This is a genomic window from Lactiplantibacillus xiangfangensis (assembly GCF_001438845.1).
GTDB classification, from domain to species: domain Bacteria; phylum Bacillota; class Bacilli; order Lactobacillales; family Lactobacillaceae; genus Lactiplantibacillus; species Lactiplantibacillus xiangfangensis.
The window spans coordinates 85,609-98,089 of the sequence record NZ_JQCL01000054.1; the positions used below are offsets into that span (position 1 = coordinate 85,609).

General features: G+C 42.7%; 11 protein-coding genes. 6 read left to right on the top strand and 5 right to left on the bottom strand.

Going from position 1 to position 12,481, the window contains the following annotated elements; genetic code table 11:
* Window positions 1-21: 21 nt before the first annotated feature.
* Together IV64_RS04845 and IV64_RS04850 are read right to left on the bottom strand one after the other, a co-directional pair.
* Entirely contained in the window at window positions 22-1,212 is a 1,191-nt protein-coding gene (locus IV64_RS04845) for an MFS transporter (protein WP_057706016.1), read from the bottom strand.
* Window positions 1,213-1,230: 18 nt separating this feature from the next.
* Window positions 1,231-2,742 (bottom strand): FAD-dependent oxidoreductase, encoded by a 1,512-nt coding sequence (locus IV64_RS04850; protein ID WP_057706017.1) that lies wholly within the window; start codon window positions 2,740-2,742, stop codon window positions 1,231-1,233.
* Between the two features lie 122 nt (window positions 2,743-2,864).
* Here IV64_RS04850 and IV64_RS04855 point away from each other — a divergent pair, with 122 nt between their 5' ends.
* The 3 genes from IV64_RS04855 (at window position 2,865) to IV64_RS04865 (ending at window position 6,510) form a co-directional block, all read left to right on the top strand.
* A complete protein-coding gene (locus tag IV64_RS04855; protein ID WP_057706018.1) occupies window positions 2,865-3,764 on the top strand; it encodes a helix-turn-helix domain-containing protein in 900 nt (299 codons plus the stop codon).
* Window positions 3,765-4,033: 269 nt separating this feature from the next.
* Window positions 4,034-4,588, top strand: coding sequence for a TetR-like C-terminal domain-containing protein (locus IV64_RS04860; protein ID WP_057706019.1), 555 nt, complete (start codon window positions 4,034-4,036; stop codon window positions 4,586-4,588).
* 122 nt (window positions 4,589-4,710) lie between these two features.
* A complete protein-coding gene (locus IV64_RS04865) occupies window positions 4,711-6,510 on the top strand; it encodes an oleate hydratase (protein ID WP_057706020.1) in 1,800 nt (599 codons plus the stop codon).
* 767 nt (window positions 6,511-7,277) lie between these two features.
* On the opposite strand, the gene IV64_RS04870 is transcribed toward IV64_RS04865, so the two are convergent.
* Complete coding sequence (locus IV64_RS04870) at window positions 7,278-7,856, bottom strand: TetR/AcrR family transcriptional regulator (protein WP_057706021.1); 579 nt, start codon at window positions 7,854-7,856, stop codon at window positions 7,278-7,280.
* Between the two features lie 125 nt (window positions 7,857-7,981).
* Between IV64_RS04870 and IV64_RS04875 the strand changes: the two genes are divergently transcribed.
* Complete coding sequence (locus IV64_RS04875; protein ID WP_057706022.1) at window positions 7,982-9,814, top strand: FAD-dependent oxidoreductase; 1,833 nt, start codon at window positions 7,982-7,984, stop codon at window positions 9,812-9,814.
* A 275-nt stretch (window positions 9,815-10,089) separates the two neighbouring features.
* On the top strand, window positions 10,090-10,374 hold the full coding sequence (locus IV64_RS04880; RefSeq protein ID WP_057706023.1) for a hypothetical protein: 285 nt from the start codon (window positions 10,090-10,092) through the stop codon (window positions 10,372-10,374).
* Between the two features lie 310 nt (window positions 10,375-10,684).
* Here IV64_RS04880 and IV64_RS04885 read toward each other — a convergent pair whose 3' ends face one another.
* A complete protein-coding gene (locus tag IV64_RS04885; protein ID WP_057706024.1) occupies window positions 10,685-10,870 on the bottom strand; it encodes a hypothetical protein in 186 nt (61 codons plus the stop codon).
* A 188-nt stretch (window positions 10,871-11,058) separates the two neighbouring features.
* Window positions 11,059-11,682, bottom strand: a complete 624-nt coding sequence (locus IV64_RS04890; RefSeq protein WP_057706025.1) for a restriction endonuclease — start codon at window positions 11,680-11,682, stop codon at window positions 11,059-11,061.
* A 461-nt stretch (window positions 11,683-12,143) separates the two neighbouring features.
* On the opposite strand from IV64_RS04890, the gene IV64_RS04895 reads away from it, so the two are divergent.
* Window positions 12,144-12,481, top strand: a 338-nt coding sequence (locus IV64_RS04895; protein WP_191982887.1) for a hypothetical protein, incomplete at its 3' end; no start/stop codon positions are given.

The window sequence follows — 12,481 nt, forward strand, 5'->3', positions numbered from 1 at the left end:
GCATCACGAGTACTAAAATATTTAATTTAACGCATCTTGAACGAGCTTTTTCTGGAAGTTTAATAGAATGCAAGCTACACCTAAAATCAAAGCAATAATGCCACTAACGGAAAAGACGTTCAAGCCCATGTTCTCTACGACACTGGTCAACGGATTAATAATAAACGGACTGACGACCCCACCAACAGAATAGATGGCGACGTAAACACCCAAGGCCATTGACACACTACTCTTACCAACTGAAATCGAAATCAAGTACGGGAATTGGCCCATCGCAATACTCATCGCCGCACCGACGAAGAAGCTACCAATGAATGCTAACAATAAGGAATGGCCAAACCCAACAAGCAAGTACGATAAGCCGTAGATGATAAATGACATTGAGATCGAGGTGTATTTGAACTTCTTCCCAATCACACCAACAATCAAGCCACATAGCATCCCGCCAATTAATGAAATGGTCGACGTTAACGCGGCCTGCGACGTTGCACCCAGTTTTTCTTGAACAACGAACAAGGAAATGTTGTTATTCAAGACGTTGTTCAGTAACATGACGAAGAATCCCCAGAAAGCACAGTAGAACACGTACTTATTTAGTTGAATTTTTTCATTACTACTACCATCATCTTGGTTAACTGCTTCTGGGTGGAAAGGTACTAAGGCTAGCGTAACGATCAAAACTAACAGCGAGAAAATGTAGATCCAATAGTTATTGACCCACGTATTCGTCGCGGCTAATTGGCCACCACCCATGATGAAGATGATCCCACCAATATTCGTGAAAGTGGTCGTTAACCCCATCGTTGATTGCCGTTCCTTTTCAGGCAACATTTGAGAAATCAAAACTTGTGATAAGTTCGTGCAAGCACCTTGCCCCAACCCGACTAAGCATGAACAAAGGAGTAGGAATGCGAAGCTGGTATGAAAAGCAAGTGGTAAGAATCCCCCGATAACAACTAGTATAATCGCACTGATTGTCAACGTTTTAAGATTGATTTTGCTAGCAGTCAGCTTCCCAATAATTAATCCTGCCAACATCATAAATAGGTTCGGTAATGAGGTCAGCATTTGGACGCTAGTATTACTCAGTGCAAAGTTTTTCGCAATCGCTGCGTAGGATGGCGTAATCGCTAACGCTGCCATCCCCATCGTACTAACCGCCAAAACACCAATTCTAGTTTTCGAAACATATGCTTTACTTGGTGTGTCCATAATCAAAAGCCCCCTTAACTAATGTGACGACACCGTTGCAGGTGCTGCTTTGACATAGTCAGCCGCACTCGTCCCGGCAATTCGGCCAGAAGTCCACGTAAATCCAGAAGCTAACCCTTCAAAGGCAGGATAGCTATGGCCTTCGTAGTAGCCACCAGCATTGGCACCACCCGTATAAAGACCTGGGATTGGTTTGAAATTATCGTCTAATACGGCAAGGTTCTCATCGACCCGGACACCACCGACAGTCCCAAGGTAGGCCGCCTGACTGATAAGGGCGTAGAACGGCCCCTTTTCAACTGAGTAAGCCAGTGATTTAGTAGACTTACCAAATTCTTGATCATCCTGGTTATGAACGGCTTGATTATAAGTATCAACCGTCTTAACAAAGTCATCAGCGTTGAATCCCGCCTTGGTAGCTAATTCAGTCAACGTTGCGCCGCGGTAAGCCGTTTCACCTTGAATGGCTTCTTCAGCCAACTTGGTAAAGTCACCACGACCTGTTGCCGCACCGGGGCCAGCTTGGGAAACTTCTTCCGCGTTCTTATCAGCTGTAAAAGTATCCAGAGTGGCTTGATCAACAACGAATAAATACTTCCCACCTTGTGACCAAGCGGCGTTGGCCCATTCAACGGTGTCGTAAACAACGTCTTCGTTAGTAAAGCGCTTTCCTTTTTTGTTAACCCAAAGTTGTGGCGTTAACAATAGTTGCGTCAACGCGTTTGATGAGAAACCGGCCAAATGTTTTGCGGAAGTCTTTTGGGTCACTTTTGATTTTGCTAACTGGGCTGCATGAATCAAAGCGTGACTGTCAATATCCGTTGCACCGGCTTTGACCATTGCGCTCATGCCTTCACCATCGTTTGGAACCCCTAAGGTCCGCAAATCAGAAGTGTGCATGGTCTTAGCAACCTTTTTCGCATCGCCACCGTAGCCACCAGTTGCAACAATCACTGCTTGGGCATTGATCGTTAATTGATCACCATCATCAGTTGTCGCAGTAACGCCGGCGACTTTGCCATCGGCCATAATCAAGTCGGTCATGGTTGTCTTAAATTGAAACTTAACGCCGGCGTCTTCCAAGGTTTGTTGGATCCGTTGATAGCTTTCATCTTTATGTTGGTACATGTGGTATGAACCGCCACGATAATCATTATTACGATGTGCAAATTGCGTCGTTTTGGCCGTTGGGTTCAGTTTAATTTCCATACCTAATTTTTCCAACCAAGCTAACGTGTCCGCTGAACGATTGACAATCCGTGCTAATAAAACACCGTTGGACAAGTAGTGGTTATAATTTGCTAATTCCGAGATCGCCGTTTTAGTCGACATTTTCATGCCAGCTGCCCGTTGTTCCTTGGAATCAATTGCGAAAAAGCCACTTGAGATTTTCGTATTCCCACCAATTTGGGGTTGTTTTTCAATCACTAAAACTTTTAACCCTTTTTCAGCAGCGGCGTACGCAGCCGCTAAGCCAGTACCACCCGTACCAGCAACTAAAACATCAGTATTCATCGTTGTATTTGTCATTCTTGTTCACTCCTTAACTTAATTTCCAAAGTCAGTATAAAGCTAAAAAGTGAACAAGTAGATAGTGTATAATAACTTTATTACTATGAAAATGTCACTTTTCTGTAAATGGAGGAGTACTTTTGGCTAGAAATTATCTGATTACATCCGCATTAACGTTGAAAGAAACTGATTTCAATGACACAAATTTCAAAATTCGCCCACAAAATGAAAACATTAGCGAACCTTTTCACATTCGTTTTATTGAAAGCTTGTCTCCCTGTGAATTGGACTTGAACGGCAAATACGTTTCCTTAGCGCCATTTGACGTGATTATGATGTCATCCAACAATCCCGTTACCCTCAAAAGTTTAGCCGCACCGGCCAACCTACGTGTCTTTTCAGAATGTCTCCATGCGCCTACGCCCTTGAATATGGTGATTGTGGGGGACAATCCCATGGTCCACGACCTCATGAATGCCGGCGAACACGAATTACACTACATCGTTTACCGGCACCAAGCCGATCAGATTAAACACAGCTATTTTGACCTACTAGCCGAACTTGAACGGCAAGATTTAAACGACGTTTTCTTAAACTACCAACGCGAGATGAGCGCGGGACTTTTGCTAACTGAATTGTTACGTAATCATGAACAAACCATCTCAATTTCAGACTCCGATTTTCCCGGCACCGACATTCACCACGCCAGCGCTGATACCCAATCCGGACTAATTTTTAATTACTTAGTCCTGCATAATCAGGACGCAACGCTACACGGCACCGCTGAACATTTTGGTTATAATAAGAATTACTTTTCAAGATTATGTCAGAATTTATTCAATAAAAGTTTCAGCGAACAGTTAGCCTTCATTCGCATTGAGTTAGCAAAACGCATGCTTGCCCTATCAAATAAGACGATTGAAGAAATTTCAGTCGAGTTGGGCTACAAAAATATTAGTAGTTTCTTTGCCCTCTTCAAACGCGCTGTTGACATGACCCCCAACGATTACCGGGCCAATCACGGATACCGCCGGACATGACCAACCGACTGTGGACAACTCAGTTGCGAAAGTTATCACCCTGTGGATAACTAAAAAGGCCGTTTTCATAGCACTTATCCCCAAAATTCACAGGTCATTCGGGATAACTCGCTAAACGTGTGCTGCTAGCAGTCCAAAATTCACGCCTCCACTGCTTTATGAGTCACATTCAAAATGCCTTAACCAGTGGCTTTAAAAAGTGTTCACCAATCGGTCCAATCATTGTATAATAAGTTGCAGCTAACCTTGTAGGGGGGTACTACTGATTCATGCATATCAACACAAAAGAACACCTATCGAACGCTTTAATTCGCGAATTGCAACAAACACCCGTCGATAAGATCACGATTCAAACCATCGCCGATGATTGCGGCCTAACTCGGCAAACATTTTATAATCATTTTGCTGATATCTACGAACTCGTCGAGTGGACGGCCAAACGCGCAACCGCTAGATTACTAGCTAATGTTGCTGATTACGATAACTGGCAACAGGGCTTTCTTAACGTCATGTTGACCATTCAAAAGAATCAATACTTGGTTATCAACACCTACCAGTCCGCCTACCGCGATGTATTGGAAAAATACATCTACCAAGTCCTTGATCAGTACATCATCGCCGTCGTTGAACGCCAAGCACAGGGACTGAACGTGGCACAAGAACATAAGGATTTTATTGCTCATTTCTATAGTTTAGCCTTCATCGCGTTAATCTTTGATTGGCTCAAAAGCGGCCTCAAAGCTGATCCCAAAGACATCGTGGAACAAACCGGTGTCTTGATTCAAGGCGATTTTCAAAAAGCACTTCAACGTTATACTAAATAAGATTTACAATTTTTGTGAACTGTCAAAATTTTGACAGTTTATTTTTTTTGTCAATTGTTCTCAAAGCAGGCACGACCTATTGTAAAGACAAGCAAGAAATCCAATTGAAGAAGGCTTTTACAATGAACATTTATCAAACTATGTATCGACCACTCAAACCAGCCGGCATTGACGATCGGCGTGCAAACATCGTTGGTGGCGGGATTGCTGGCTTAGCCACCGCAGTTTTTCTAATTGATGACGCCCAAATGCCCGCTCGCAACGTCACAATCTATGAAAAGAAACCAGTTGTCGGTGGCTCGATGGACGGCACGAAGCAAAATGCCGGCTACCTCTGCCGTGCTGAACGCGAACTTGAACCTTATATGGAGTGTTTATGGTATTTGTGCAGTAAGATTCCATCATTAGAAAATCCGGGTCGAACGGTACTCGATGACGTGGTTGACTTTAACCGTGATGAACCAATTCACAGTGAAGCGCGGGTCATCATTAACCAAGGTGAAATCGACAGTCACTATCACGACTACAAATTGGAACCACGCTACGCTGAAGCGATGCGTCAAATCGTCAGCTCATCTGAGGAAGAACTCGCTAACAAGCGTCTCGATGACTTCTTCGACGAGGGCTTCTTCAAGACAAACTTCTGGACTTGTTTCCACAGTCAATTAGCATTCAAACATTACCACAGCGCCATTGAATGCCGGCGTTACTGGCAACGATTTACTTTCATCACGCGTCACGAATATTTGGAAGGCTTCATTCATACTAAGTACAACGAATACGATGCCATTATTTTGCCGATTGAACGCTGGTTAACCGACAAAGGAGTTACGTTCGTTAACAACTTCACGGTCACCGACTTACAACTAGATGATACCAACAACACCGTCAATACGATTATTGCCTCTCAGAACGGCATCAAGGCGAACGTTTCCGTTGCACCTCAAGACCTCGTCTTCGTCACGACAGGTTCAATCAGCGAAAACAGTACTTTTGGTGATAACCACACCGTCGCTGAAACCAACCGTGACACTACTGATATGGGGACGTTCACTATTTGGAAGAACCTTGCTAACAAGGATGCCAAGTTCGGCCATCCCGAAAAGTTCCTTGGTCAAATTGACAAAACCAAGTGGATCTCATTCTTCCCAACCGTTAAGGATTATCCTGAATTCTTCAAACGGATCGAAACAATGTCTGGTAGCCCAGCCGGTACCGGTGGTTTGATGACATTTAAGGACTCAAATTGGGATCTTTCATTTGAAATTCACCATAAACCATTCTTCCCTTACCAAGCCAACGACGAGGAAGTTGGTTGGGGGTACGGCCTTTATGGTGAAAATACCGGGAACTACATTAAGAAACGGATGTGGGACTGTACCGGTAATGAAATTATGACCGAACTGCTCTATCATTTAGGGATGTTAGACATCAAAGATGAAGTCTTAGCTCACACTTACATGTCAACGGCCATGATGCCATACTGTACCGCGCAATTTATGCCGCGTGAACTTGGCGATCGGCCAAACGTTATCCCTGATGGGTGCACCAACCTCGCCCTATTAGGTCAATTTGTTGAAATCGATGACGACGTGGTCTTCACCGTTGAAACCTCGGTACGGACCGGTTTAGAAGCCGTCTACGGATTGCTGCACTTCGACAAAGCCGTTATCGAAGTCAACCCATCACGCTACGATGTACGCTACTTGTTAGAACGCGTTAAACGCTTTGCAGGTATTCATGGTGACGTGACGGCTGCGGATCTTCCAGCCCTCGATCCCGCTAAGCTCCCAGAACTACAAGCAGCGCTGTTGAAGATGATCAACGACGTTCCGCCGTTCTACCAGATGTACCTTGGTCGCGACCAAACGATTCCACAAAAAGCGGCCGTGTTGCATCCCCAAGCACCACGCAGTAAGTAATTGAATTAGTAACGCTTACAATCGTTTCCCCAAAATTATTAAAGCGTTAATCAAAAAAGTCGGCCCCCATTGCGACCATTGATGACAGATTTACGTGTCATCAATGGTGCTGGCGGGTCGGCTTTTTGATTTTTAAAGGTTCAGCTGATTAGATTTAGAGACTAACTAAAGATTGAAAGTGCTAAAACTAGTTCAATCGTTGCCATAACACTGCTTATCATTAGAAGATTAACATTCTTCAGCGCTTCGCCGGCAGAATCAGTGGGCCATGGGGTCGGCTACAGACAGAGAACGGTGCCGACACCGCCCACTGGTTCTGCCAGCTATGCTAAGATTGTCTTAAAATAAATTGGTCAAGTTTGATAGCAATCTCAACATAACTGGAAGTTGCCTATGATAAATGTGACGCTAATCGGATAATCGGAGGTTACCACTGATTATCCGACAGTAAAAGCAATAGGAAGATATTTTTTAGCGCAGTCGGGTACCCTCGAGTGCTGTGTCAGCAAGATTAGCCGGTGGTTTATCCAACTAATCTTGCCGGGCATTTCAAAGACGTGGGCTGGCGACTTTGAAGTGAGGTTCCAGACCGTCCTTTGGCTGGGACCGTCCTCCATAGCACTCAAGGCTACCCGATGGAGCGGCTAATTTTAGGAATAATAATTATTGCTGTTGCAACGTTGACAGCAATTTTGGGACTTTCAATCTTTAGGAGACTAATCAATAAAGACGTCACATCGGCTTAACACGGAACGTTTTAACTAACTTTAGTCAGTTGTATCCTTCACATCATTAGTCACAAACAAAACCGCTAAACCTTGTTTAGTCGCTGAAAAAGCATCAAATTCCCCTTTTTGAAAACACCAGTTAATTTCATAGCCTTCAAATAAGAAAACTGAATTACGATAAAGGGTCACGGCTGAAGCCGGATTGTTTATCAGCCCACTAGCCTGTGCCTGACTGATCAGCTCAGTGACATACTTGTTGATTGCTTCACTAAAATCAAAGGTATGTTGATTACTTTTTAAATTAGAAATATAGAGCTGACTGTACAGATCGGGGCCCAGCGTTTGAATCACTTGAATCGTCTGCTGAAAGAAATCATAGATGCGCTCAAGTGGATTTTGTGCGCCATTTTGACATCGTAATTGTGCTGGTAATTGTTCGACCAAGCCACGAAAATATCGACTAATCAACTGGTCCTTATTGCTGAAGTGATAATAAAAAGTCGGTTTAGTAATTCCACAAGCCTGGCAGATATCATTAACCGTCACCTGCTCAAATTGTTGGGCTTTAAATAAATCGATTGCCGTTATCATAATGCTGTTATCCGTTGCTTTTGTCATCTGCTGATTTCCTCCGTCATTATATTGATTATAACATTGGCCAAAAAGTCTTACCCGAGTAATAAAAAATGTGCTATTATATTGTTAATTACTGAACATTCTTTTTTTGAAAGGAAGTTACTCTTATGACTAAAAAATTCATTGGCGCTGTTCAAGGATTTCACGGCGTTATCACCGCTACCGTTACGGTTGATGATCATAACAAGTTAATCGACGTTACGACCGACACACCAGCGGGTACCGTGGGCGCGTTAGGTATCCAACAAATGCAACAAAAAATGAAAGCGGTTAACAATGCGGATGTTGACGCCGTTTCTGGTGCATCCGTTAGTTCAAACAGCTTTAAAAATGCCGTTAAAAAGGCTTTAGCTGTTAGCTCAGGGCGTTTAACCGCGGAAGAAGCTACTGACCTCACAGTTGACGCCCCTGACCAGCTGGAAACGACCGATGCAACAACTGGCGCTTCCGCTAATCCAGAAGAAACGCCAAGCAATCCGTCTCCAGTCATCCCAGCTGTCGCTTATCAACCCGATTTAACCTTCGATGCCAGCTACGATGTCGTCGTTGTTGGTGCTGGTGGTGCCGGTTTGGCTGCCGCAGCCGAAGCTGCCCGGTCAGGACTTTCGGTCTATATTAGTGAAAAAAGCGGCATTCCTGGTGGGACAACTAACTATTCCGGTGGGGTGATTCAAGCGGCTGGAACAGCCTTGCAAAAAAAGAGTACGGACTATCCTGACGACACCCCTGCTAAGCACGCTAAATTATGGCTTCAAGCTGGGGAAAATACCGTTGATCCCGAACTCGTTAAGGATTTAGCAAATGGTGCTCCCAAGAATATTGACTGGTTGGCCGACCTTGGTATTCATTGGATTAGTGTCTACGGGCACTGTCAGATTCCATACGTTGATTCTGAAAACTTTGCCGATCGAATTCACGTCTATGATAACGGCACGGGGACTGGCGGCGGTATGGGTGATGGTTTAGTTTTAACCCAAACCCTTCTAAAAGCCGCACTTAAAGCCGGCGCAACCATTCACTATGAGACGCCCGCCATCGCCTTAGTTCAAGACGCAACGGATCATACGGTGTACGGTGTGAAAGTTACCCATGATGGTCAGTCACAACTCATTCGGGCAACTCGTGGTGTCATTTTAGCTACCGCAAGTATTGATCATAACCCAGCACTGGCTAAAGCCTACAGTCCACAACATTATAATGACTTGATGTTTAATACCTGTCTATCCGCTAAAACTGATACTGGTGATGGCCTATTAATGGGATTATCGGCTGGTGCCGCTGTTAGTGGTATGGGCGGTACGATTGACTTCTGTGGTAAGACCGGGAACGGAACGAGTAATCAAATTCCAACCATCCCGTTAGTGTTCGTCAACGGTGCTGGTCGCCGCTTCGTCTGTGAGGACGCGACCTACGCTTATGAATATCGCGCCATTTTCCAACAAGAAAAACAATTAGGCAAACCGACCTACATGATTTTTGGTCAAAATTCCATTCACGAACCCGGTAGCGTTTGGACGGACGAGAGTTTAGCAAGCGATGTAAAGGACGGCGTTGTTAAACGCGCCGATAGTATTGAAGCACTCGCTAAGTTAATTGACGTTCCCGCTGCTAATTTAGAAGCAACCATCTCAACTTGGAATGAAAACGTTAGCCACGGAACGGACTTGGAATTTGGTCGGAAAACTGGCTTAAAGCCACTCCTGGCACCATTTTATGCCTATCATAACCAAGCAACTAACTTGGGGGCACTGGGCGGCTTAACCATTAACGTTGATGGTCAAGTGCTGAATAACTTCAAACAACCAATTACGGGACTCTATGCGGCCGGACTCAACGCCGGCGGTTGGATTGGCCCTTACTACCCTGGTTCAGGGACAGCTATCTCTGGCATCGTGCACCAAGGACGCAAGGCGGCTCAAGCATTAGTTAACTTGAAATAGTTGTAAATAATTAAACGCTGAAGAATGGCAACCAATCTGGTTCTGTTCTTCAGCGTTTAATTATTTACAAATTTGACCACTTATTCAGTTTCTTATGTGGATAACCGACTAGCCACAACAGTTGTCCACTTGTGGAAAACTAAAATAGACTATTCTCCTTCACTTATCCCCAAATACGCTACATGATTGTGAACAAACTGATAATGTTGTTTTATTCATGCTGGCTAGTATAATGCAGGTATGCAGTAAATCTTTATCTAAGAGGGAGACCGATCATGACTGAGTATTTTCTTGTTAATCATCAAGATTATTTTGCAGCTGGATTTATTGTGAATAACGGCGGCGCGTACGTGGATACAACTACTGGGCTCAGCACAGCGGTGGCGGTTAAAATCGACGATAAAGCGAGTGCGAAAAGTGCGTTATACCAGCAAGTACTGACCCACCCCACCGCTGGTAGCGAGCGGACCCAATTGACTGACCAAGAACAAGCTCAGTTGACCAAGAAACTCGATGAGAAGTTTAAGGTCATCAGTACTGAAAACTTAGAGAGTTGCTAATCAATTTAATTCGAGGCGATTACAATGACTGAAAACGTTAAAAAGAACGAAACTAAAAAAGACGACAATCCGTTTTGTCACGCAGGGATGACTTGTGCCCCTGGCTGTGGCTGCGCGAGTTCGGATGGTATCTGCCTTTGCCCGATGATTTCAGAACGTAAATGTGCGTGTGACGGATTCTGTGGTGTCCCTAAGCACTAGCGTAATTCAAGTTAACAGACCACAGCAGGTCCAGTAAAGTCCCGGTCAATTGGGATTTCACTGGACCTGTTTTTTTAGCACTCACACCGTTCCTAACCTGATTAAAATATCATAGATCTTCCAGCCGTTTCATTAGGTCCTCATGTTGACCAAAGATTTCAATTGCAGTCTTTAAAACATCTGGTCGAACGGGTTCACCTTTTCGAAAAGTCGGCTCTTTATCGTCTGGTGATACAGCCATTTCACATTTTGCTTCGCACAAGCTTCTATTCTTGATAGACTTATCGTTTTTCATGGTTGCATTCTCCTTAACCTTTACTAGTATCAAATTTTTTACCAATCATACCAAACCTTCGCCAGTATAAACAGTAATCAACTGTTATCTAACCGCCTTGTTATAATCTTTCAAAAGCTATTTGAAATTTCAACATGCAGATGTTAAAAAGTTTAACTAACCTTCAAATCCAGATTAATATTTTTACTTTAATCGAGTTGATTTTCATATGAAATCTCATGACAATTTAGACACTGATAATAATATTTATCCTTTTTACTACTGTATAGTTTAGCTAAATACCCAGCATGGCATTTAGGACAACGACTTAGGTTCAATTCATCTAATGATTTGCGATACAGTACTTCAGCTGCCAAATTAGGATTTGCTGCCACAACTAGTTGGTAGATTGCCGTTCGATCATATAATTTAATGCTCTGTCTTTTAGCATCTTCCATCGCTGGAGACGTGAAAACACCCGTTGTAACTATGATTCCTTGTTGACCATCTTTCAGGTTACTATGTAATCCATTAACAACACTTTTATCTACTGCATGTGCCTTATCAAAATTCAAGCTATATGCTTTCGTTTGAATTGCCAGGTTTTTCTGTCCTTTAGTTGCGATTATATCAATATAATTATCGTTAAATCCATCCCGTATTGTAGTCGTATAACCTAACCAATCATACAGCTTAGCAATAGCTTTAGGAAAATCACCTGCTGATATCTCATCTAGATGTAAAAACTTCTGCACATCTCCCTCCTCAATGTTTCCCCTCGTTGGATTTGAATTCTGATCAGTTTTAGTTTTAAAAATATTAAGCAATCCCATGTTTTTCTCCTCCTTAGTCAAGGCCTTATGGTAAAACTATTGTCATGATATAATATTACTTATAGTTTATAACTCAATTCTACCTTTTAAGTATTATACTTTGAAGGGATATTATAAATAATAATTGAAGATTGATTACGTTGAAAAAAATCATAGCTAGTGTCCATGACTGAATGTCTAAGACTATTAATCGCATCTGCGTTAAGAACAAACACAACCGTTGTGTTATGGTTTAACAATGATTTATCGAAAAAGGGAACACGCATGGATTTCTAAAAAATTATCAAAATAAGCGTTTAGACAAAAAATATTCGTCTCCAAATAACAAAATTCTCACATCAAATAGTGTAGTTCAAACTTGTGACTTCATTAATCAAAATAAAGCTGTAAAAATCAATTAACTGAAATAATATGCAATGAGAAATTAAAGGAAATTATTATTTATTGGAGGAGCGTTATACATGAAGAAGCATGGATTACTTGTATTACTGATTGCATTAGTCACCTTAGCAGTTAGTGGAACTGAATTTAAAGCTCAAGCGTCAGCACCTACAACCCCAAAAGCTTTAAATTTTGGCGGTAAATATGGTCATTATCGCCGTTACACTAAAAAGTTGCCTAAAAAGATTAAGGGTAACTGGTATTCTTCAATTAGCACCAAACATCATTACTACGAAAGATTAACATTTAAGACCTATAAGAAAATTACTTACTCTAGACAAAACAAGTCACATAAATATCATATGGTAGATTGTAAAATTAATCCGAACGCTGTTCGGACAAAAAAGATCAGCTTCCT